We start from the raw sequence: 22,443 nt of genomic DNA on the forward strand, positions 1-22,443 counted from the left end.
CTCAGTCCGCCAGCAACTCGTAGGCGGGCAGCGTCAGGAAGTCGACGTACTCCGCGTCGAGCGCCGTGCGCAGCAGCAGCTCATGGGCCTCGGTCCACTTGCCCGCCGCGAACGCCTCCTCGCCGATCTCCTCGCGGATCGCGGCGAGTTCGTCGGCGGCCACCCGCAGCACGAGGTCGTGGGTCGCTTTCTCGCCGTTCTCGAAGACGACCCCCGCGTTGATCCACTGCCAGATCTGCGAGCGGGAGATCTCGGCGGTGGCGGCGTCCTCCATCAGGTTGAAGATCGCCACCGCGCCGAGGCCGCGCAGCCACGCCTCGATGTAACGGGTGCCGACCTGCACCGCGTTGCGCAGCCCGTCGAAGGTCGGCTTCGCGTCCAGCGAGGCGATGTCGATCAGTTCGGCCGCGGTGACGTGCACGTCCTCGCGCAGCCGGTCCTTCTGGTTCGGCCGGTCGCCGAGGACCGCGTCGAAGGAGGCGCGGGCGATCGGCACCAGGTCGGGGTGCGCGACCCACGAGCCGTCGAAACCGTCCCCGGCCTCACGGTCCTTGTCCGCCCTGACCTTCTCGAACGCGACCTTGTTGACCTCCGCGTCGCGCCGGGACGGGATGAAGGCGGCCATCCCGCCGATCGCGTGCGCGCCGCGCTTGTGGCAGGTGCGCACCAGCAGTTCGGTGTACGCACGCATGAACGGGGCCGTCATCGTCACCGCGTTGCGGTCCGGGAGCACGAAACGGGCGCCGCCGTCACGGAAGTTCTTGACGATGGAGAAGAGGTAGTCCCAGCGGCCCGCGTTCAACCCCGAAGCGTGGTCGCGCAGTTCGTACAGGATCTCGTCCATCTCGTACGCGGCGGTGATCGTCTCGATCAGCACGGTCGCGCGCACGGTGCCCTGCGGGACGCCCACGTAGTCCTGCGCGAAGACGAACACGTCGTTCCACAGCCGGGCTTCGAGGTGCGACTCGGTCTTGGGCAGGTAGAAGTACGGACCCTTGCCGAGGTCGATCAGCCGCTGGGCGTTGTGGAAGAAGTACAGGCCGAAGTCGACCAGGCCGCCGGGGATCTGCTCGCCGTCCACGGTGAGGTGGCGTTCCGGCAGGTGCCAGCCGCGCGGGCGCATCACGACGGTGGCCAGGTCCGCCGGGTCGCCGAGCGCGTACGACTTGCCCTCGGGGGAGGTGAAGTCGATCCTGCGCTCGTAGGCGTCGATCATGTTGACCTGGCCGCCGATGACGTTCTCCCAGGTGGGGGCGGAGGCGTCCTCGAAGTCGGCGAGCCAGATCCGCGCGCCGGAGTTCAGCGCGTTGATGGTCATCTTGCGGTCGGTGGGGCCGGTGATCTCCACCCGGCGGTCGTCGAGCGCGGCGGGCGCGGGGGCGACCCGCCAGTCGCCGTCCCGGATGTGCGCGGTCTCCGGGAGGAAGTCGAGGGTGCCGGTGCGGGCGATCCCGGCGCGCCGCTCCTGGCGGCGGGCCAGCAACTCGGCGCGGCGGGGCGCGAAACGGCGGTGCAGCTCGGCGAGGAACACCAGCGCCTCGGGGGTCAGCACCTCCTCCGCGCGGGGGACGGGCCCGGCGGCCTCGGAGACGACGGCCGGAGACGGCGCTGATGCGGACATGCTGTCACTGCTCCAGAGTGCGAGTGTGTCTGGCGCCCGCCGGGGTGCGGGACTGGCACCGGGTGCCAGGGCCGGTCCGAGGTACGGGCGGTTCTGCAAGGTGGAGTATAGATTTCACAGTGCGGAAGTTCAACGCTTTGTGGCACGGGGTGCAGCCGCAGGCTCCGCCGGGTCCGGGGCGGGCCGGAGAAGCCCCAGGTCGGCGGGGGTGTCGATATCGGCCGGGTCGCCGATGTCACCGCACTCCACGAGCACGGTGTGGTCGGCGTGCTCGCGCAGATACGTACGCGCCCCGCGGTCCCCGGTGGCGCTGCCCGCGACCCCGGCCCAGCGGGCGCCCCCGATCAGCACCGGGTGGCCGCGCCTGCCGTCGTACACCGCGCAGGCCAGGGCCGACACCAGGGCCTCGCCTCCACCGGCCGCCGCCAGCACGCGGGCGACGGCCGCCGCGCCCACGCCGGGCTGGTCCACCAGGCCGATCAGCGCCGCGGCCGGGGCGTCGGCCGACGCCGCGAGCGAGGCGAGCCCGGCCCGCAGCGAGGAGCCCATGCCCTCCTCCCAGCGCGGATTGCGCACCACCACGCAGCCGGAGAGGTCGGCGCGCTCCACCACCTCGTCGGCCGCCGCGCCCAGCACCACGTGCACCGGGCCGCAGCCGCCCGCGCGCAGCACCCGTACCGCGTGCTCCACCAACGGCCGCCCCTCGTACGGCAGCAGCGCCTTCGGCCGCCCGCCCAGCCGCCGCCCGCCACCGGCCGCCAGCAGCAGTCCGGCTACCTCGCCCTTTGTGTGCATAACTCCTGCATACCGTGACGGGACCATGGCCGAACAGGCCGCGGTCGGCGTGGCGTGTTCCGGTATCGTCGGCGTGGGGGCCGGAAGGGGCGGTGACCGGCCGAGGGAACGGGGACTGATGGGCGCTCAGCACTTCCAGCCGCTGACGGCCGAGGATCCGACCGGCGTCCCGGGCTACCGGATCAGCGCGCGGCTCGGCGGGCGCGTCTACCTCGCGCACGCGCCGGGCGGCATACCGGTCGCGCTCCGCCTGATCGACCGGCTCCCGCCCGACGTCCACGCCCTGCGGCAGGTGCACGGGCCCTACGTCGTCCCCTTCGTCGACGGCGGCGCCGACGACTCCGGCGCGGGCCCCTGGCTCGCCACCGCCTACGTCCCCGGCCTCTCGCTGCGCACCGCCGTCACCACCACAGGGCCGCTCCCCGTCCCCAGCGTCCTGCGGCTCGTCGCCGGAATCGCCGAAGCGCTGCGCACCATCCACCACCGCGGCCTCACCCACGCCGCCCTCACCCCCGCCCACGTCCTCCTCGCCGCCGACGGCCCCCGCGTCAAGGACTTCGCCCTGACGGGCGTGGCCGCATCCGATACGTCAGCCGCCGCGTCGTCGGCGAGCCGGACGGCGCCCGCGGGCGCCGCGGAGGGCTCGCCCGCCCAGGGACCGGCGCCCGTCTCGCTCATGGGGGAACCCGTCGCCGACGAGCCGCCCGCCGCGGCGGCGTTCCTGGCGCCCGAGCAGCTGGCGGGGAAGGCCGGGGGGCCCGCGGCCGATGTGTTCTCGCTGGGGCTGATCGCCGCGTACGCGGCCGTCGGAGGGGCGGCCGTCGGGGGCGGGGAGGCGGATCTCAACGAGCTGCCGGGGGAGCTGCGGGAGATCGTGACGCGGTGCCTGATCAAGGACCCCGCGCTGCGGCCGTCGCCCGCGCAGATCATCGCGATGTGCGCGCAGGCGGCGCCCGACGCGTCGCGGCGGCGGGCGGACCGGTGGCTGCCGCCCGCGCTGCTGGCGGCGATCGTTCCGGCGATGCCGCCGCCCGCGCCGCCGATACCGGTGGCGCCGCCGACCGGGCATCCGGGATCGCTGCACCACGGGTGGGCGCGGCCGAGCGCCGGGCACGTACCGTACCGCCCCCACCTGCCGCACTTGCCGCACCTCCCGCGCCCGCCCGCCCGGCGCCGGGGCGGCACCGTCCTGGCGGCGGTCGCCGCCATGGCGGTCGTGGCCGCCGTCGGGGCCGTCCTCCTCGACCGCTCCGACGACGACCACCGCGCGAGCGGCGCGTCCACCGCCTCCACCGCGCCCGCCGCGGCGCCCACCACCTCGCCGCCGGACTCCGGCGCAGGAGGCGGGGACGCGACCGGCGCACCCGAGCAGCCGAGCGGCATCCGTTACGCGGGCATACGGCTCCCGGCGGGCTCGGGCCTGTCGCTGACCCAGGACCCGCCCGTGGTGCTCCCCGGCCCCTTCACCGGGGACATCGGCTTCACCCCGGAGCCCGAGGCGTTCGGCACCGACCCCGCCCACGGCACCGTCGCCCTGCTGGACCCGGCAGCGCCCGACACCCTCGCGGGCTGCCGCGGCGCCGCCGCCGCAAGCCCTTCCATCCCGCGGGACTCGGTGAGCGCGGGCTCGCGCGTCTGCGTACAGTCCGCCGACGGCACGGTCGCGCTGGTCGTCTTCCGCACGCTGACGCCGAAGGGCGCTCCGGCACCCAGTGCCAGTCTGGACGTCACCGTGTGGCGGACCGAGGGGCGCAGCGCCGAGGCCAACCAGGACGGCATTCCAAACCCACAAGCGCTCGGCACAGTGAATTTGGCGCATTTTTCGAAGACCGTATAGCGCGACCGGCTTCGCTTCGCGTTAACTGATCGGCCCCGGAGGCCACGTCGGAGAACCGGGGGCGGAGTGGGTGTGAGACAGAAGTACGCGCTGGGGGAGACACAGGTGGTCAGTGCGCCGGGGGCGGCGGAATTACGGGCGGCGGTGGCTCGCGTTCAACGGGAACTCGCGGCGTATCGCCCGGCGTTGCCGGACCGCGCCGTCGCGGAGGACGAGCTGGCCGTCCTGGCCAGGCTCGCCGCGCAGCCGGCGCCGGCCGCGATACGCGACGCCGAGGCCGTTCGGCACTCTCTTTTACTCGTCGCCGCCGCTCTCGGTTCGGTCAGCGCCCTGACCGAACCGCTCGCGGAGCTGCACGAAACGGTGGAGCGCGCGACGCCGACGTGCTGACCGTGCGGGTGCCGTTCTTTACGGGTGCCGCCCGTGCGTGGGCCGGTCCCGGTCCATGGACGGGCGCAGGAGGTGCGCCTCAGGAGGACGGCGACGGCGCCGTCGTGGTGGCCAGGGCGAGCGACAGGGCCTGGGCCACCTCGTGGAGGACGGGGATGATCTTGTCGGTGGCGGATTCGGTGACGCGGCCGGCCGGGCCGGAGATGGAGATGGCCGCGGCGGTGGGGGAGTCGGGGACGGTGACGGCGAGGCAGCGGACGCCGACCTCTTGTTCGTTGTCGTCCACGGCGTAGCCCATCGCGCGGATGCGGCCGAGTTCGGTGAGGAAGTCGTCCGGGTCGGTGATGGTGCGGTCGGTGGCGGCGGGCATGCCGGTACGGGCGAGCAGGGCGCGTACCTCCTCCGGGGGAACGTCGGCGAGCAGGGCCTTGCCGACGCCGGTGGAGTGGGGGAGGACGCGGCGGCCGACCTCGGTGAACATCCGCATGGAGTGGCGGGAGGGGACCTGGGCCACGTAGACGACCTCGTCGCCGTCGAGCAGCGCCATGTTGGCGGTCTCGCCGGTGGCCTCGACCAGTTCGGCGAGGTAGGGGCGGGCCCAGGTGCCGAGCAGGCGGGAGGCGGTCTCGCCGAGGCGGATCAGGCGGGGGCCGAGCGCGTAGCGGCGGTTCGGCTGCTGGCGGACGTATCCGCAGCTCACGAGGGTGCGCATCAGACGGTGGATGGTCGGCAGCGGGAGCCCGCTGCTGGAGGACAGCTCGCTGAGCCCCACCTCGCCGCCCGCGTCCGCCATGCGCTCCAGCAGGTCAAAGGCCCGTTCGAGGGACTGGACGCCCCCGGCGCGGTCAGCAGACACGTGCGATCCCCTCGGCAAGGTCGGCGTTCGTCGGCAATCATGGCGGTGCGGTGGTACGGCGGTACGGCAGTGCGCGAAGGCGTCGGCGGCCAGGTCACCAGCCGTGCCGACGGTGTTGCGAAATGCGGTTTCCGCTCTGCGGAAGCTTACACGCCCTTGACGGTGTGCGGGATCTTCCTGCACATTGCGTTTCAACGAATTGTTGAAGGTGTGGTGGGAGGGTACGTGAAGGACGCGGAGGAACTGATCCTGCGCTCGCGGCGCGTCGTGACGCCGGAGGGCGAACGGCCCGCGGCGGTCGCCGTCAGCGGCGGAGTGATCAACGCGGTGCGGCCCTACGAGACCCCCGACCCGGCCGGTGCGCGCGTGGTCGACCTCGGCGACGACGTCCTGCTGCCCGGCCTGGTCGACACCCACGTGCACATCAACGACCCCGGCCGCACGGAGTGGGAAGGCTTCGCGACGGCCACCGCGGCGGCTGCGGCGGGCGGCATCACGACGCTCGTCGACATGCCGCTCAACAGCGTCCCGCCGACCACCACCACCGCGCATCTGACGGTCAAGCGGGACACCGCGCGCGGCCGGGTGCACACCGACGTCGGCTTCTGGGGCGGCGCAGTCCCCGGCAATGTCAAGGACCTCCAACCCCTGCACGACGCGGGCGTCTTCGGCTTCAAGTGCTTCCTGCTGCACTCCGGCGTCGACGAGTTCCCGCAGCTCGACCCGGCCGAACTGGAGGAAGCCCTCACCGAGTTGACCCGGTTCGACGCCCTGCTCATCGTGCACGCCGAGGACCCGGGGCTGATCGACGGCGCCCCGCGGCGCGGCGGCCCGCACTACGCCGACTTCCTCGCCTCCCGGCCGCGCGCCGCGGAGGACACCGCCGTCGCCGGTCTGATCGCGCTGGCCGAGCGGCTCGGCGCCCGCGTCCATGTGCTGCACCTGTCCTCCTCCGGGGCGTTGCCGCTGATCGCCGCGGCCAAGCGCGAGGGCGTCCGCGTCACCGTGGAGACCTGCCCGCACTTCCTCACCCTGACCGCGGAGGAAGTCCCGGACGGGGCAACGGAGTTCAAGTGCTGCCCGCCGATCCGCGAGGCCGCCAACCAGGACGCGCTCTGGCGGGCGCTGGCCGACGGCACCATCGACTGCGTGGTCTCCGACCACTCGCCGTCCACCGTCGACCTCAAGCGCAAGGACACCGGCGACTTCGCCGCCGCCTGGGGCGGCATCTCCTCGCTGCAACTCGGCCTGCCCGCGGTCTGGACCGAGGCCCGGCGCCGCGGCCACACCGTCGCCGACGTCGCCCGCTGGATGTCCGCGGGACCCGCCCGGCTCGCCGGACTCACCGCCAAGGGCGCCATCGCCGCGGGCTACGATGCCGACTTCGCGGTCCTCGCCCCCGAGGAGACCTTCACCGTCGACCCGGCCCGCCTGCACCACCGCAACCCGATCACCGCCTACGCGGGCAGGACCCTGCACGGTGTCGTACGCGGCACCTGGCTGCGCGGCGAGCGGATCGCCGACCACGGCGCGGTGACCGGCGAGCCCGTCGGCCGGCTCATCGAACGGCCGGCCGACGGGAGTTGAGACCCCGTCAGGGGCGGGCGCGCGGAAGGGGTGCCGCATCCCCGGGACGGCACCCCTCATCCGCGACCGCGATCTCAGGCCGCGCGCCGCACCCGGCGCCGATGGGCGGCGATGATGTCCGCGTAGCGGCGACCGCTGCCCTTGATCGTGCGCTTCTGCGTCGGGTAGTCGACGTGCACCAGACCGAAGCGCTTGTCGTAGCCGTACGCCCACTCGAAGTTGTCCAGCAGCGACCAGGCGTAGTAACCGGCCAGCGGCACCCCGCGGCGGACCGCCCTTGCGCAGGCGGCCAGGTGCTCCTCCAGGTAGGTGGCCCGCTCCGGGTCGTCGACCTGTCCGTCGGGACCGACGGTGTCGTGGTAGGCGGAACCGTTCTCCGTCACGAAGATCCGGCTCGCGCCGTACTCCTCGGAGAGCCGGACCAGAAGCTGCTCCAGGCCGTCGGCGTTGACCTCCCAGTCCATCGCGGTCCGCCGGACGCCCGGCAGGTACACCGACTTGGCGTACGGCGCGGGGCCCGTCGGGTCGTCCGTGATGACATTGCGGAAGTAGTAGTTCAGACCCAGCCAGTCCAGCGGAGCGGCGATCGACTCCAGGTCGCCGTCCTTGATCGGCAGGTCCACGCCGTACAGCTCCACCATGTCCTGCGGGTAGCCGCGGCCGTGGATCGGGTCCAGCCACCAGCGGTTGGTGTGTCCGTCCGCGCGCCGGGCGGCGGCCACGTCGGCGTCGCGGTCGGTGGCGGGCTCGCACGGGCTGAGGTTGTTCACGATGCCGATCCGCAGATCGGAGTGGGCCGCGCGCAGCGCCTGCACGGCCAGGCCGTGGCCGACGTGCAGGTGGTACGAGGCGCGGACCGCCGCCGTCAGGTCCGTCCAGCCGGGGGCCATGGTGCCCTCCAGGTGGCCGATCCACGCCGAGCACAGCGGCTCGTTGAGCGTCGCCCAGTCCTTGACACGGTCGCCGAGCGCCTGCCCGACGACGGCCGCGTACTCGCCGTACCGCTCGGCGGTCTCCCGCTCGGGCCAGCCGCCCCTGTCCTGCTGCGCCTGCGGCAGGTCCCAGTGGTACAGCGTGGCGTTGGGCGTGATGCCCGCTTCGAGCAGGGCGTCGACCAGCCGGTCGTAGAAGGCGAGTCCGGCGGCGTTGACGGCGCCGGAACCCTGCGGGATCACCCGCGGCCACGCGATCGAGAAGCGGTAGGAGTCGAGGTCCAGGGCGCGCATCAGCTCCAGGTCCTCGGGCCAGCGGTGGTAGTGGTCACAGGCGACGTCGCCGGTGTCGCCGCCCGCGACCTTGCCGGGGGTTCGGGAGAAGGTGTCCCAGATGGACGGGGCCCGGCCGTCCTCGTCCACCCCGCCCTCGATCTGGTAGGCGGCGGTGGCCGCGCCCCAGACGAAATCGGCGGGAAGAGAGCTGAGGTCGTTCACAAGCAGCCTTTCGGTGGGGTCACTTGACGGCGCCGGCGGTGAGCCCGGCGACGAGGTAACGCTGGAGGAGGAGGAATCCGGCGACCACCGGCACACTCACCACGAGCGACGCGGCCATGACCTGGTTCCAGTACACGTCGTTCTGGCTGGCGTATCCGCGCAGGCCCACGGCGAGTGTCCTGGTCGAGTCATTGGTCATGACGGACGCGAAGAGCACTTCGCCCCACGCCGTCATGAACGCGTAGACGCACACGGCGACGATGCCGGGGATGGCGGCCGGCACGACGACCCGGAACAGCGCGCCGAGCGGGCCGCAGCCGTCCACCTTCGCGGCCTCGTCGAGGTCGCGCGGGATGGAGTCGAAGTACCCGACCAGCATCCAGATGGAGAAGGGGAGGGAGAAGGTCAGATACGTGATGATCAGGCCGAGCCTGCTGCCGTAGAGCTGGATGCCCGTGCTGTTCCCGATGTTGACGAAGATCAGGAACAGCGGCAGCAGGAACAGGATGCCGGGGAACATCTGCGTCGACAGCACCGTGACGGTGAAGAACTGGCGGCCGGGGAAGCGGTAGCGGCTCACGCCGTACGCCGCGAAGATCGCGATGACCACCGAGAAGAGGGTGGCGCTCACCGACACGATCAGCGAGTTCATGAAGTAGTGCCCGAGCGGCACGGTCTTCCAGATGTCGACGTACGGCCGCAGGGTGAGGCCGTTCGGTATCCAGTGGAACGTGCCCTGCACGTCCTGCAACCGCTTCAGCGACGAACTGAGCATCACGTACACGGGAGTGAGCACGAAGAGCAGCAGCAGGGTCAGAACGACCCGGCGGGTCCACAGGAAGGACTTCGGGGAGGCCATCGGCGACGGCTGCACGGGGATCCTAGGCATCGACTTCCCGCTTCCGTGTGAACAGCAGGTAGAACGCGGTCACCACGAGCAGGAAGAGCAGCAGGAGCACGGACATCGCCGAGCCCGAGCCGAAGTTCCATGTGATGAACGACGACTGGTAGATGTGGATGGAGATCAGGTCGGCCGCGTGCGGTGCGGAGTTGCCGAAGAGCACGAACGGCGTGTTGAAGTCGTTGAACGTCCACAGGAAGAGCACCAGGACCAGTACCTGGTTCACCGGCCGCAGCGACGGCAGGGTGATCTTGCGGATCTGCTGCCAGATGCCCGCGCCGTCCATCGCCGCGGCCTCGTACAGCTCGCGCGGGATGTTCTGGAGACCGGCCATCAGGCACAGGAACGCGAACGGCCAGGACTTCCACACCGACACGATGACCAGCGCCCAGAAGCTGTTGTCACCGATCAGCCAGAACGGCTTGTTGGAGGTGAGGTGCAACTGGTCGTGCAGTACGTGGTTCACCAGGCCGGTGTCCTGCTGGAACATGAACGCCCAGGTGATGACGGCCGCGTAGACCGGCAGCGCGTACGGCACCAGGAAGATCGCGCGCATGATCGCCCGGCCGCGGAAGGCGTCCTGCATGAGGATCGCCGCCGCGGTGCCGATCAGCCAGGACAGGCCGACCGACAGGACGGTGAACATGACGGTCACCCAGAACGAGTGCAGCAGCGCCTCGCCGACGGGCTGGTCGAACTTGACCGCCACGCGGTAGTTGTCGAGACCGGTCCAGGGCGCGCTGCCCCAGTCGCGGATGAAGAACTGCGTGAGCCCTTTGAAGCTGATCACGATGCCGACGACCATCGGCACCAGGTGGATCAGCAGTTCCAGGATCAGTGCGGGGAAGAGCATGAGGTACGGCACGCCGACGCGGCGCAGCCGAGCGGGAATACGCGGCCGGAGCCGGCCCCTTCCGACGGGCTTGCCGTCGGAGGGGCCGGCCTCGGGAGCGCTCCGAGGAGGGGCAGTGGCAGTCATGGAGCCGATCCTTAGGAAGCGGGCATCTGCTGCTGCGCCTTGGTCAGCGCGGCCTTGACGGAGTCGGTCGAGACGTCCTTGCCGGCCGCGGCGTCCGCGAACAGGTCCTTGACCGCGGTACCGACCAGGGTCTCGAATTGGGCCTCGTTGGCGACCTGCGGCAGCGGGGCGGCGGAGCTGCCCAGCACGCTCGCGAGGGTCTTCAGGTCCGGGGTCTGGAAGGCGGGGTCGCTCTGCGCGGCCTTGACCGGCGGCAGCGAACCGTACGTCGAGTTGAGGGTCTTCTGCTCGGCGTCGCTGGTCATGAAGTTGACGAACTTCAGGGCGCCGTCGATGTTCTTGGAGTTCTTGAAGACCGCCATGTTGATACCGGCGACCATCGAGGTCACACCGGCGTCGCCGGTCGCGCCCGCCTGGAGGGTCGGGACGGGAACCACGCCGTACTGGTCGGGGTTCATGCCGTGCGACTTGATCGAGGTGGCGGCGGACTGCCACATCATCATCGCGGCCTTGCCGGTGGCGAAGTCGGTGATGGTCTGGTTCTGCGCGTACTCCGCGTTGCCCTTCGCGGCGATCTTGTCCTTGGCGATGAAGTCGACGTACTGCTTCACCGCGGCGACGTTGTTCGGGGTGTCGAAGGTCGCCTTGCCGGACGCGTCGAACCAGTCGGAGCCCCGCTGCTTGGCCAGCACGAAGGCGTGGTGGATGTTCTCGGAACCGTTGCCGCCCTCGACCGCGAGGCCGTAGTGGCCGTCCTTGGTGAGCTTCTTGCCGTCGGCGACCAGTTCGTCCCAGGTCTTGGGCGGGTTGGCTATGCCGGCGTCGGCGAACATCTTCTTGTTGTAGTACAGGCCGTACGCCATCGAGTACAGCGGCACCGCGGCCGGGTCCTTGCCGGCCGCGCCGGCGGCGGCGATCGACGCGGGCGCGAACTTGTCCTTGCCGCCGATCTTCGCGAAGGTCGCGTCGTCGAAGGGCAGCAGGGCGCCGGTGGCCTGGAGGGAGGCGGACCAGGTGTTGCCGATGTTCAGCACGTCGGGACCCTGGCCGGAAGTGGCCGCCGCGAGGATCCGGTTGAGCAGGTCGGACCACGGGATGACCTCCAGCTTGACCTTGATGCCGGTCTGCTGGGTGAACTTGGCGAGTTCGGGGGTGAGCACCTGCTTGTCGTTGTCCAGGCTGGTGCCCTGGTTGCTGGCCCAGTACGTCAGCGTCTTGCCGCCGCCGCCACTGGTGCTCTTGCCGCCGCTGCTGCTGTCGTCCGAGCCGCCACAGGCGGAGACGGTGAGACCGAGCGCGGCCACGAGGGCAGTGGCCGCGAGGAGTCTGCTGGAGGTGCTGGAGGTGCGCATAACGGGTCCCTCTCAGAGGTGGGTTCGCTTCAGGAAGTGAACAGCGCCTGTGCCTTAATTCAGGCCGTGATTTAACTTGTGAGAAAAGGTGGCGTCAAGACCCTGTGCAGCGATAGATTCACGCCGGACGAGACGGGAGGGCGACAAAGTGGCTGAACGCGGCAAGCGAACAGTGCGTGACCTGCGGCGGGGCAACCGTGCATCGCTTCTGCGTCATTTGTATTTCGAGGGACCCCTCAGCCGCCAGGAGTTGGGCCGGGACACCGGCCTCAGCGCCGGGTCGATCAGCAACGTCGTCGGCGAGCTGATCGCCGACGGCATGGTCGAGGAGGCGGGTGCCGTCGAGTCCGACGGCGGCCGGCCGCGCATCCTGCTCCAGGTCTCCGCCGGATACGGATACGTGGTCGGCGTGGACGTCGGCGAGACCCGCGTCAGGGTCGAGCTGTTCGACCTCGCGCTGACCGAACGGGCCGCGGCCGACCTGCCGTTGTCCGACAGCGGCCACGACGTCGACCACGTCGTACGGCTCGCGCTCGAAGGCATCGAGTCCGTGGTCCGCGAGGCCGGGATCGACGACAGCGAGGTGCTCGGCGTCGGCATCGGCGTCCCCGGCATCGTCGAGCAGGGCGACAACGCGCCCGGCGAGGGCGACGGCGTCGTCGTGCACGGCCAGACCATCGGCTGGGAAGCCGTCCCCTTCGGCCGCCTGCTGCGCGCCGGGACCGCCCTTCCGCTCTACATCGACAACGGTGCCAAGACCCTCGGCCAGGCCGAGATGTGGTTCGGCGGCGGACGCGGCTCCGGCAACGTCGTCATCGCCCTCATCGGCTCCGGCGTCGGCGCGGCCGTGGTCGCCGACGGCACCCCGTACCGCGGCGCGAGCAGCAGCGCGGGGGAGTGGGGCCACACCACGCTGCGGGTCGGCGGGCGCACCTGCCGCTGCGGCTCACGCGGCTGCCTGGAGGCGTACGTCGGCGCCGAGGCACTGCTCGGCCGCTGGCCGTCGGCGCCCACGGGGGTCAGCGAGGAGACCGGCCTGGCCGCGCTCATCGCCGCCGCCGACCACGACCCCGAGGCCGGGGGACTGCTCGCCGAGGCCGCCGAATACCTCGGCGCCGGGATCGCCGACCTGATCAACCTCTTCAACCCGCAGCGCATCGTCATCGGCGGCTGGGCGGGACTGCTGCTCGGCCCCCGGCTGCTGCCCACCGTCCGCGAGGTCGCCGCCGCGTACTCCCTGCACCACCCCTGCGCGCAGACCTCCATCGAACTGGGCAGGCTCGGCGCCGACGCGGTCACCGTGGGCGCCGCGACACTGCCGCTGGCCCGTTTCCTCGACGCGGGCGGCGAGCGGACCGTACGGCTGCCCGCGCAGCCCGCAGGGCCCGACGGCGGCGGCCCGGCACTCGGCGGTCCGGGTCCGGCGCGGAACCGGATCGCGCGGGCGATACGTTGACGGTGAGGCTGGTGGTGTGCCGCGCCGGGGCTACGCTCGGGCCGGCGGCCACCCGCCCGCCGCGCCTTTGCCCGTCGTCCTAGGAGTACCGCTGTGACCCTCCAGCAGCAGATCGTCGGCAACGCCATGCAGATGGCCGTCTGCACCCTCAGCCCGGGCCAGACGGTGTACTGCGAGGCGGGGAAGTTCCTGTTCAAGACGGCCAACGTCGCGATGGAGACGCGGCTGGGCGGCCCCGGCTCGGGCGGTTCAGGCGCAGGTTCCGGGTCCGGCTCCGGCGGCTCCGGTGTGGGCGGCATGCTCCGGCAGGCCATGGGCACCGCCATGCAGGTCGGCCAGCGCGCCCTGGCCGGGGAGTCGTTGGCCTTCCAGTGCTTCACCGCCTCGGGCGGGGAGGGCACCGTCGGCTTCGCCGGTGTGCTCCCCGGCGAGATGCGCGCCCTCGAACTGACCGGTTCACGCGCCTGGTTCGCGGAGAAGGACGCCTTCGTCGCCGCCGAGTCCACCGTCCAGTTCGGCATCGCCTTCGCGGGCGGGCGCCAGGGCATGAGCGGCGGCGAGGGCTTCGTCCTGGAGAAGTTCACCGGCACCGGCACCGTGATCATCGCGGGCGCGGGCAACTTCATCGACCTCAACCCCGCCGAGTTCGGCGGCCGGATCGAGGTCGACACCGGCTGCATCGTCGCCTTCGAGGAGGGCATCCAGTACGGCGTCCAGCGCATCGGCGGCCTCAACCGCCAGGGCGTCATGAACGCCGTCTTCGGCGGTGAGGGCCTGTCCCTGGCCACCCTCGAAGGCAACGGCCGGGTCATCCTCCAGTCCATGACGATCGAAGGACTCGCCAACGCCCTCAAGAAGTCCCAGGGCGGCGACAAGCAGGGGCCCACCGGAGGTCTGTTCTCCACGCACGCGGGCTGACCCCGGCCGCCGCCGTTCCGGCCGGGGCGGGGTCCGGCACGGAGTGTCGGTCACACGCCCCAGTCGGCGCGCACCGAGGCGAAGAAGGAGTGGAAGTCGGGGAAGGTCTTCTTGACGCAGCCCGGCTCGTCGAAGGTGGTGCCCGGCGTGCGCAGCCCGGCGACCGCGAAGCTCATCGCGATGCGGTGGTCCCCGTGGCAGGCGATCTCGACCGGCGCGGGGGTCCCCGGCGCGATCTCGATCCAGTCGCGTCCCGTGGTGACCGTGATGCCCTGGTGCCGCAGATTCTCCGCGCACGCCTCCAGCCGGTCGCACTCCTTGACGCGGGTGTTGTAGACGTCCTCGATACGGACCGGCCCGTCGGCGAAGGGCGCGATGGCCGCGAGCGTCGGCATCGTGTCCGAGATGTCCCGCATGTTGACGGTGAGACCGCTCAGGCGGCCCGTGCCGGTGACGGTGGTGGCGTCCGGGCCGATCTCGACGTCGGCGCCCATCGACCGCAGGACGTCCACGAAGCGCAGGTCGCCCTGGAGGGCGTCCGCGCCGAGCCCCGGCACGGTCGCGGTGCGGCCGGACAGCGCGGCGGCGGCGAAGAAGTAGCTGGCCGTGGAGGCGTCGGGCTCGATCGGGTAGTCGACGGCGCGGTAGCCGCCCGGCGGCACCACGAAGGTCGCGCCCTCGCGCGCCACCTCGACGCCGAAGCGCCGCATCATCGCCAGCGTGATCTCCACATAGGGCGCGGAGACCAGGTCCGTGACGTGGATCCGCAGCCCCTCGGCCATCAGCGGCCCCGCGAGCAGCAGCGCCGTCAGGAACTGCGACGACAGCCCCGCGTCCAGGTCGATCGCCCCGCCCTTGAGACCGTCCGCGACCACCGTCAGCGGCAGATGCCCCTCGGCCTCCTCGTGCGTCAGGTCCACGCCCAGCGAGCGCAGCGCCGTCGTGAGCGGCGCGACCGGGCGGCGGCGCATCTGCGCGGACGCGTCGAAGCGGTACGTGCCGTGGCCCGCGGCGGCCAGCGCGGGCAGGAAGCGGGCGGCGGTGGCGGCGTCACGGCAGTACACGTCGGCCTCCGGCACGGCGGGCCCCGACGGGCGGCCGGTGATCCGCCACGCCTGCGGATCGCGCTCGACGCGGTACCCGAGCCGGGTCAGGCCCTCCGCGAACCCGTCGGTGTCGTCCGACAGCAGCGGCCGGCGCAGCACAGTGGTGCCCTCGGCGGCGGCGGCGAGAAAGAGCGCCCGGGCGGTCACCGACTTGGAACCGGGGACGGCGACGACTGACACGGGGTGCCTCCTGGCAGGTAAGGGGCGCGCGCGTACGGCTCGGCCGCCGCCGTGATTCTAGAGCCTGCCCCCGCACGGGCCCTGGCCGGGGAGAGCGGTCAGAAGGTCACCGGGAGGCGGTGCACACCGCGGATGAGGAGGCCGGGGCGCCAGGTCAGGGCGGCCGGGTCGGCGGCGAGCGCCAGGCCGGGGCAGCGGTCCAGCAGGGTCCTGACGGCGATCCGGCCTTCGAGCCGGGCCAGCGGCGCGCCGAGGCAGTAGTGGATGCCGTGGCCGAAGGCGAGGTGCCCCTGTGGGGAGCGGCGGATGTCGAACGTGTCGGGCGCCGGATAGCGGCCGGGGTCGCGGTCGGCGGACGCGAGGGCGATCAGGACGGAGTCGCCCGAGGGCACGCGTACGCCGCCGATCTCCAGGGTCTCGCGGGCGAACCGCCAGGTCGTGGTCTCCACCGGACCGTCGTAGCGCAGCATCTCCTCGACGGCGCCGTCGAGCAGTCCGGGGTCGGCGCGCAGGGCGGCGAGCTGGTCGGGGTGCCGGAGCAGGGCGAGGACGCCGTTGGCGATGAGGTTGACGGTCGTCTCGTGCCCGGCGACCAGCAGCAGGAAGGCCATGCCCACCAGTTCGTCGGACGAGAGCCGGTCGCCGTCCTCGTACCGCGTACGGATCAGCGCGCTCAGCAGGTCGTCGCGCGGCGCGGCGCACCGCTTGTCCTCGATCAGCTCGACCAGGTACTCCGACATGGCCTGGACCGCGTCGGCCTCGGCCTCGGGGCCGGTGGGGCCGACGATCTCGTTGGACCAGCCGCGGAACGCCTTGCGGTCCAGGTCGGGCACGCCGAGCAGTTCGCAGATGACGGTCATCGGCAGCGGGAAGGCGAGGGCGTCGACGAGGTCGGCGCTCCCACCGGGCAGCATCGCCTCGACGAGGTCGTCGGTGATCGCCTGGACGCGCGGGCGCAGCGCCTCGACGCGGCGCGGGGTGAACTCCCGTGACACCAGCTTGCGCAGCCGGGTGTGCCGGGGCGGGTCGGCGTCCAGCATGTGGCTGGCGAAGCCGCCCGAGACGTCGCCGTCGGGCAGCAGCGACTGCCAGTTCTTGCTCAACCGGGTGTCGGCGAGCGCGGCGCGCGCCTCGTCGTGCCCGACGACCAGCCACATCGCGCCGGTGTCCGCCGTCCGGACGTGGTGGACGGGGCCGCGCTCGCGCAGCCGCGCGTAGACGGGGTACGGGTCGGCGGTGAAGTCCTCGCCGTACGCGCGGGCGTAGACATGCAGATCCACCGTCTCCGGTGTGCTCACAGCTCCCCCTCGGGTCCGCGTCCCCCACGGACCAGCCTAACCAGGGGACACGGCGTTCAGACGGTGTCCGCCAGCCGTTCCAGGAGCTCGGTCAGCCGTTTCGTCACGGTCTCGCGGTCGCCCGACGTCAGCGCCGAGCCCATGCCGACCGCGACGGCGCCCGACGCGACCCACGAGGGCGCGTCGGCCACGGTGATGCCGCCGCAGGGCAGCAGGGCCGCCTGCGGCATGATCGCCAGCACGTCGGTGACCCACGCGGGGGTGAACGAGGTGGCCGGATAGAGCGTCAGCGCGTCCGCGCCCAGCTCCATCGCCCGCACCACCTCGCCGGGCGTGGCGACCCCGGGGAACACCGGTACGCCGTACCGGTGGCCGGTCTTCAGCACGTCCTCGTCCAGGCTCGGCGACAGCAGGAACCGCGCGCCCGCGTCGATCGCCATCCGCGCCGACACCGCGTCCAGTACGGTCCCCGCGCCGATCACCGCGTCGTCCCCGACCTCGCGCACCAGCGTCGTCACCGCCTCCAGCGCGAAGGGCGTCGTCAGCGAGATCTCCAGCGTCGTCAGCCCCGCGGACAGCAGCGTGTCCGCCGTTGCCGCCGCCTGGTCGTAACTCTCGCTACGGATCGTGGCGAACACCCGCTGCGCCAGTGCGGCTCGCGTGGTTTCCCAGCGGTACACGGCGTATCGCCGTCCTTCCTGAGGCTGCGGGCTGCTGCGCGGGCGCACCGAAGCGCGCGGGCGCGAACGGACCGTGCGCCGGTGGGGCGGTGCACGCGATCAGCACGGTACCGGCAGCCGCCTCGCCTTTCGCCGGGGGTGGGGGCAGCTGTCACCGCAACGTGACATGAGAGGAGCATGAGACCTGCGGTAAGCCTGCCCCCTGTTCCGCCCCGCACCCATCCTTCAGGGCGGGGCGCTGGCGGGTTCGTTGCCGTGGGCGGTGAGCTGATCTTTTCAGGGGCGCGGGGAACGCACCTTCCTGTGTCCCAGATGGCGGCGGCTCGCCGGGGGGAACGGTTTTGCGGGGAGAGGACGGCGTCAGCCGTAGCTTCGGGGGCGGAGAAGCCGACCTTGGGAGGGGCCGCATGCGCACGCGTACCGCCGCCGTCGCCGTGACGACGGGCCTGCTCGCGGCAGCGACGTGTCTGCCGGACGGAAGCGCCGCAGCCGCGACCGGCAGATTCTCGTACACGTTCATGACGCGGCAGGGGCCGCTGACCAGTGTGCTGACCGACCCGCCGAGCGGGCAGTGCCTCGTGCTGCCGGAGGTGATCGGGCCGAGGGCGTACGGGGCGGCGTACGCGCCGTGGAACGAGACGGGGGAGACGGTGCGGGTCTATACGGGGGCGGACTGCACCGGCGGGTACGCGACGCTGCGCCCGCACAGCCGGCGCGCCCCGGAGCAGGTCACGCTGCGGGCGGTGTGGGTGGGGTGACGGCGGGCTCGCGGGGGAGGTCGAGCGAGAAATGGGTGCGGTAGGCGGCGAGCACGGCCTCGGCGTCGGGGAGTTCGCGCTCCTCGCGCGTGCCGGAGGCGGTGAGGACGAGGGTGCGCCCGCTGAGCGTCGCGCGCCCCTGGGGGGTGAGGCGGGAGCAGATGAGGGACGTGCGGAAGTGCGAGACGGGCGAGGTGCGCTGCCACCAGCAGGTGGCCTCGAAGTCCGCCAGCAGCCGGGGCCGCCGCTCCAGCAGATACTGCGGCTCACCGTCGCGCACGACGACAAGATCCCCCGCGTCCGAGTGGGCGTCGGCGTCGGCATCGGCGTCCGCGATCCGGAACACCCCTCCCGGATCGCCCTGTTCACCCCGCTCGGCGTAGCGCAGCGGAAAGTGACTGTGGCGGCCGAAGCCGACATCGGCCAGCCACGTCTCGCCGTCCGCCGTCCGTACCCGCAGCGCGAGATGGTCGTACGGCGGCCCGACGCGGCCGTCCTTCCCGTACACCCGCGCGGCCAGCAGCTCCACCCCGTAGCCGAGCGAGCGCAGCAGCGCGCCGAAGGCGCCGTTCAACTCGTAGCAGAATCCGCCCCGTCGGTCCGTGACGACCTTCTCGAAGAGCGCGGGCTCGGTGAGCACGATGTCCTGGCCGAGGTGGATCGACAGGTTCTCGAAGGGGACGGCGAGCTGGTGCCGCAGGTGCAGTTCGCGCAGCCCCGCCGCGTCGGGGACGGCGGGCCGTTCGGCCCCGATGCGCTGGAGGTAGGCGTCGGCCTGCGAGGAGTCCATGCGCTCCTTTATACGTCCGCCCGCCCCGGCATCGGTGATCCCGGCCCTCAGACGAGCAGGTCCGCCAGGACATCCGTGGCCCGCACCACCCAGTCCGGATCACCGTGCCGCCGCCCCCACACGGCGGCCGTCACCGCGCGGTACTGCGCCCAGCGGCGGGCCCGTTCGCGGTCGATCCCGGCCGCGTCGGCGAAGACCGCGACGCGGCGCAGCAGGGCCGCCTTGAGGTCGGGCGCGGCCAGCAGGTCCTCGTAGCGGCCGCGCAGCAGCGTGGCCGTGTCGTACGCCGGGTCGCCGACGTACCCCTTGGGGTCGATGGCCAGCCACGGCTCGCGTGCGGAGGCCAGCACATTGGTGAAGTGCAGGTCGCCGTGGACGAGGGTGTCCGGCTGGTCGGGGCCCAGCTCCGCGAGGGTGGCGAGCGCGGCGTCGACGGTACGGGCGGGCAGCGGCTGCGCCAACTCGGCGAGGTCCGCGCGCAGTTCGGTCGCCCAGGGCTCCGCCTGGTCGCGCAGCCTGGGCAGTTCGGCGGGCGCGGGCACGGCCAGCCGCCGCGCCAGGGCGCCCGCGAGGGCCACCGCCTCGTCCACGTCGGGGACTTCGGCGAGCGAGCGCGGCTCGGCCCGCTCCAGCAGCATCGCGGACCGCGCGTCGTCGCGCGCGTACAGCCGGACGGCACCGCGCCCGCGCCACACGGCGAAGGCGTCCGGCTCGTGGACGTTCCCGGGGTGGGGGAAGGAGACCTTGAGGACGGCGGACCGGCCCTCGCCGTCGCGTACGGGCAGCACCACGCCGACCTGCCCGTGGACGACGGCCGCCTCCGGTACGCAGTCCCAGCGCTGGAGCAGTTCGTCGACGAGCGTCGGCAGCCCGGCGATCCACTCGCGGCCCCGGTCCGCCTCCCGGGCCACCGTGCCGCGCGCGAAGTCCTCGGGAATCTCGACCATCACGTCACCCTAGCCCGCGGCCCGCGCGCGAAGGACGCGAAGGACGCGAAAGAGGGGCCCGGCCGCGAGGAGGGGAGGCGGCCGGACCCCGGACGGTCAACGCGCGCTGGATCAGGGCGCGTTGACCAGCTCGTACGCGGGCACCTTGACCGTGCGGTGCCCCGGCGTGCCGCCCAGGATCACCTTGCGCAGCGCCACGTTGTTGCCGTAACTGCTCTCCTTGAGCCGGTGGTCGGGGTTGGCGATCACCTGGATGTAGTACGTGCCGTTCGCCAGCTTGCTGATGTCGAAGGACTGGCCCGGGCGGTACTGCGAGTACGTGTCGCCGTTCCCGACGTCCAGCACCTCGCGCACCGACAGCGCGCTGTGCTCACCGCAGGCGGTCGCCAGATCGGTGTTGTTCGGGTGCCAGTTGGCGTTCTTCACCGTGTAGTCGATGGCGTCGGTGTTGGCCAGGCAGAAGGCTTCCTTGCCGCTGCGGACGATCAGCTTCTTGTCGGAGCTCAGCAGCCGGTAGCTGGCGAAGTCCGAGAAGTGCCAGTGCTGGTGGCCGACGCGCGGGTCCCACTCCATGGTGCCGGTGGGCGTGTAGCCGACCTGCTTGCCCTTGGCGTCGTAGAAGTACTGGTAGGCGTCCATCTTCTCCTTGCCGGGAGTGCGGAAGCCGTCCACGACCAGCGGCGCCGGGCCCGCGTCCCACACGGTGGCGCTGAAGGCCAGGTAGTCGGTGCCGGTGGCCGGGGCGTCGCCCTCACCGCCGTCGCTGCCGTCGGTGATCGCGATGCCGTACGCGGGCAGCGCCCGCAGGTCCGGCTTCGGCACGTTGGACGGCACGCCCGCCGCGCCCGTCGGCCGGTGCGCGGCGGCCCTGAGCGTGCCCGGCGCGGAGCCCGCGCGCGGCTGTCCGCCCGGCAGCGCGGCCGACAGCCGCGACCGCGCCGCGCCCGACCCGTCCTGCACCGTCCGCACGGTCACCTTCACCGTCGGCTGGTCGTTCGGAATCCCGAACACGTCCCGGTACTTCTTCGCCACGGAGATCTTCGCGGTGTACGTGCCGGCCTTCAGGTCGACCCCGCCGTCCGGGCCGATGCCCTGCGAGGCCGCCGCGGCCCAGCCCTTCTGGACGCCCCACACCGAGCCGAGCGTGAACGGGTTGTCGGAGCAGCCGTCCGGGTACGGCGAGGTGGCCGGGGCGTCCGGACGGATGCGGCCCGACGCGGAGTTCGGGCAGAAGGTGTCGCTGGTGCTCGCGACCTTCACGCCCTTGCTGTCGGTGATGGTCACCTGGAGGAAGCCCGGCAGCCCGGCGAAGTCCTTGACCAGCCCTGCGGGCAGCTTCTTCGTGACCGTCTTCGAGCCGCCGCGCGTCACCTGCGCGACGACCACCGGGTCCTTGTACGACTTACGGGTCACGCGGAGTTCGAACGGCGCCTTGTCGGCGGTGAGGTACGCGCCGAGGTCCAGGTAGACGCCGGTGTCGCCGTCGTAGCGGTCAGCGGTGACCGAGGTGGAGGCGGCCACCAGCTTCAGCTTGGGGGTCACGGGCGTCGCCGCTCCGGCGCCGGGTGCGGCGCCGACGCCGCCCGCGACCACGGCGAAAGCCGCCGCGGCCACGAGAGCCGAGCGCCTGAGACGTCGGCTGCCTTGGGTATGCGTCATCGAATTCCTCGCGTCCAGGTGCGGTTGGGTCTACCTGCGAACAGGGACGCGAGCGCGCACAGGTTGCCGCGCGGGCGAAAGAACGCCAATTTCTGTCCTGATAATGCCTTTACGGCATGTCGGGTGTACGCGGGCCGCGCCGTGTGCCCGTTCCGGAATCAGCTCGCGCCGAGCGGGGTCATCAGCTCGCGCCGAGCGCGGCCCGGCAGATCGGGCACCGGTCCTTGCCGTCCCACTCGGACCAGCCGAAAGCCTCCGGTGAAAGGGAAAGACCTTCCAACTCCCTGCGCACGGCCACCCGGTAGGTCCACACCGCGCCGAGATAGGGGTGATAGACGTCGTGGAAGGCGACGGACGTCGAAGCGGCCCCCGCCGCGACCGCCCGCTGAACGGCGCGCAGGTGCTCGAACATCGCCTGGCCCGCGCCCGCGACGGCGGTGGAGGCGTCGATGAAGAGCCGCTCGCGCGCCTCGTAGATCCCGGCGTCGTCGAGCGCGGCGCGCGACGCGGCGTCCACGTCCGGCTCCGCGCCCGGATTCTGGGCGATCCGGCGCAGGCCCGCGTGGCAGACCCCGGTGGCGCTGATGAAGTCGATGTAGACCGCCCGGCGCCGCGCGTCGGTGCCCCGGCCGTCCTCGTGGCGGCGGCGCAAATGGTCGGCGAGCACGGTGCCGGAAATGGCGATGCCACCGCCGCTGAGCGTCGCGACGAGCGTTCCCCAGTCCACATCTGCCCCCAGTGATGTTCCGCGCCGCCGGTCCCCGTACCGGGCCCGGCGGAATTCCGCCGCGGTCCCGGAGATGATCACGACATCGGCACCGGAAATCTACGCGTGGACGCGGACTTGACCAAGTCATGACGATTTGGTGAGGCCGCCACGCGAACGTACTGACCGGTACGTTC

Annotated in this window: 20 protein-coding genes; 6 read left to right on the forward strand and 14 right to left on the reverse strand. The window is 72.1% G+C overall.

Annotation, left to right across the window (positions count from 1 at the left end):
- Position 1 precedes the first annotated feature (1 nt).
- Positions 2-1,621 (reverse strand): malate synthase A, encoded by a 1,620-nt coding sequence (aceB, locus tag ACFY9V_RS29030; protein ID WP_355338974.1) that lies wholly within the window; start codon positions 1,619-1,621, stop codon positions 2-4.
- Positions 1,622-1,750: 129 nt separating this feature from the next.
- A complete protein-coding gene (locus ACFY9V_RS29035) occupies positions 1,751-2,416 on the reverse strand; it encodes a nucleotidyltransferase family protein (RefSeq protein ID WP_355338977.1) in 666 nt (221 codons plus the stop codon).
- 118 nt (positions 2,417-2,534) lie between these two features.
- Between ACFY9V_RS29035 and ACFY9V_RS29040 the strand changes: the two genes are divergently transcribed.
- Positions 2,535-4,253, forward strand: a complete 1,719-nt coding sequence (locus tag ACFY9V_RS29040) for a hypothetical protein (protein WP_391163610.1) — start codon at positions 2,535-2,537, stop codon at positions 4,251-4,253.
- 72 nt (positions 4,254-4,325) lie between these two features.
- Positions 4,326-4,643, forward strand: coding sequence for a DUF5955 family protein (locus tag ACFY9V_RS29045; RefSeq protein ID WP_355338983.1), 318 nt, complete (start codon positions 4,326-4,328; stop codon positions 4,641-4,643).
- 79 nt (positions 4,644-4,722) lie between these two features.
- Here ACFY9V_RS29045 and ACFY9V_RS29050 read toward each other — a convergent pair whose 3' ends face one another.
- Positions 4,723-5,499, reverse strand: coding sequence for an IclR family transcriptional regulator C-terminal domain-containing protein (locus ACFY9V_RS29050; protein ID WP_391049472.1), 777 nt, complete (start codon positions 5,497-5,499; stop codon positions 4,723-4,725).
- 225 nt (positions 5,500-5,724) lie between these two features.
- On the opposite strand from ACFY9V_RS29050, the gene allB reads away from it, so the two are divergent.
- Positions 5,725-7,086, forward strand: coding sequence for an allantoinase AllB (gene allB, locus ACFY9V_RS29055; protein ID WP_391163611.1), 1,362 nt, complete (start codon positions 5,725-5,727; stop codon positions 7,084-7,086).
- A gap of 74 nt (positions 7,087-7,160) precedes the next feature.
- On the opposite strand, the gene ACFY9V_RS29060 is transcribed toward allB, so the two are convergent.
- The 4 genes from ACFY9V_RS29060 to ACFY9V_RS29075 are packed head-to-tail and all read right to left on the reverse strand — an operon-like array spanning position 7,161 to position 11,748.
- Entirely contained in the window at positions 7,161-8,516 is a 1,356-nt protein-coding gene (locus ACFY9V_RS29060) for a GH1 family beta-glucosidase (protein WP_355338992.1), read from the reverse strand.
- A 19-nt stretch (positions 8,517-8,535) separates the two neighbouring features.
- Positions 8,536-9,405 (reverse strand): carbohydrate ABC transporter permease, encoded by an 870-nt coding sequence (locus ACFY9V_RS29065; RefSeq protein WP_355338995.1) that lies wholly within the window; start codon positions 9,403-9,405, stop codon positions 8,536-8,538.
- A complete protein-coding gene (locus ACFY9V_RS29070; protein WP_355338998.1) occupies positions 9,398-10,396 on the reverse strand; it encodes a sugar ABC transporter permease in 999 nt (332 codons plus the stop codon). The genes ACFY9V_RS29065 and ACFY9V_RS29070 overlap by 8 nt, the downstream gene beginning before the upstream one ends.
- Before the next feature lie 11 nt (positions 10,397-10,407).
- Positions 10,408-11,748: an extracellular solute-binding protein gene (locus ACFY9V_RS29075; protein WP_391163612.1), complete on the reverse strand. Its 1,341-nt coding sequence runs from the start codon at positions 11,746-11,748 to the stop codon at positions 10,408-10,410.
- Positions 11,749-11,896: 148 nt separating this feature from the next.
- On the opposite strand from ACFY9V_RS29075, the gene ACFY9V_RS29080 reads away from it, so the two are divergent.
- The gene (locus ACFY9V_RS29080) at positions 11,897-13,204 is read left to right on the forward strand and encodes an ROK family protein (protein ID WP_391049477.1); all 1,308 of its coding nucleotides are present in this window, start codon (positions 11,897-11,899) and stop codon (positions 13,202-13,204) included.
- 93 nt (positions 13,205-13,297) lie between these two features.
- Positions 13,298-14,122 carry an AIM24 family protein gene (locus ACFY9V_RS29085; RefSeq protein ID WP_391163613.1) on the forward strand — a complete coding sequence of 275 codons (825 nt, stop codon included), beginning with the start codon at positions 13,298-13,300 and terminating at the stop codon, positions 14,120-14,122.
- A gap of 50 nt (positions 14,123-14,172) precedes the next feature.
- On the opposite strand, the gene aroA is transcribed toward ACFY9V_RS29085, so the two are convergent.
- The 3 genes from aroA to ACFY9V_RS29100 all read right to left on the reverse strand — a co-directional run bounded on the left by aroA (position 14,173) and on the right by ACFY9V_RS29100 (position 17,386).
- Complete coding sequence (gene aroA, locus ACFY9V_RS29090) at positions 14,173-15,408, reverse strand: 3-phosphoshikimate 1-carboxyvinyltransferase (RefSeq protein ID WP_391163614.1); 1,236 nt, start codon at positions 15,406-15,408, stop codon at positions 14,173-14,175.
- Between the two features lie 98 nt (positions 15,409-15,506).
- Positions 15,507-16,706: a cytochrome P450 gene (locus ACFY9V_RS29095; RefSeq protein WP_391163615.1), complete on the reverse strand. Its 1,200-nt coding sequence runs from the start codon at positions 16,704-16,706 to the stop codon at positions 15,507-15,509.
- A gap of 56 nt (positions 16,707-16,762) precedes the next feature.
- A complete protein-coding gene (locus tag ACFY9V_RS29100; protein WP_355339016.1) occupies positions 16,763-17,386 on the reverse strand; it encodes a bifunctional 4-hydroxy-2-oxoglutarate aldolase/2-dehydro-3-deoxy-phosphogluconate aldolase in 624 nt (207 codons plus the stop codon).
- 407 nt (positions 17,387-17,793) lie between these two features.
- Here ACFY9V_RS29100 and ACFY9V_RS29105 point away from each other — a divergent pair, with 407 nt between their 5' ends.
- The gene (locus ACFY9V_RS29105; protein WP_391163616.1) at positions 17,794-18,144 is read left to right on the forward strand and encodes a hypothetical protein; all 351 of its coding nucleotides are present in this window, start codon (positions 17,794-17,796) and stop codon (positions 18,142-18,144) included.
- On the opposite strand, the gene ACFY9V_RS29110 is transcribed toward ACFY9V_RS29105, so the two are convergent.
- From ACFY9V_RS29110 to ACFY9V_RS29125, 4 genes are all read right to left on the reverse strand, one after another.
- On the reverse strand, positions 18,116-18,934 hold the full coding sequence (locus ACFY9V_RS29110) for an arylamine N-acetyltransferase (protein ID WP_391163617.1): 819 nt from the start codon (positions 18,932-18,934) through the stop codon (positions 18,116-18,118). The genes ACFY9V_RS29105 and ACFY9V_RS29110 overlap by 29 nt on opposite strands.
- Positions 18,935-18,981: 47 nt before the next feature.
- On the reverse strand, positions 18,982-19,881 hold the full coding sequence (locus ACFY9V_RS29115) for an aminoglycoside phosphotransferase family protein (RefSeq protein ID WP_391163618.1): 900 nt from the start codon (positions 19,879-19,881) through the stop codon (positions 18,982-18,984).
- A 111-nt stretch (positions 19,882-19,992) separates the two neighbouring features.
- A complete protein-coding gene (locus tag ACFY9V_RS29120; RefSeq protein WP_391163619.1) occupies positions 19,993-21,540 on the reverse strand; it encodes a lysyl oxidase family protein in 1,548 nt (515 codons plus the stop codon).
- A gap of 181 nt (positions 21,541-21,721) precedes the next feature.
- Positions 21,722-22,267, reverse strand: a complete 546-nt coding sequence (locus tag ACFY9V_RS29125; RefSeq protein ID WP_188285437.1) for a CchlQ — start codon at positions 22,265-22,267, stop codon at positions 21,722-21,724.
- Between the last annotated feature and the right edge of the window lie 176 nt (positions 22,268-22,443).

This window comes from Streptomyces sp. NPDC008317, assembly GCF_042955955.1.
Taxonomy (GTDB): domain Bacteria; phylum Actinomycetota; class Actinomycetes; order Streptomycetales; family Streptomycetaceae; genus Actinacidiphila.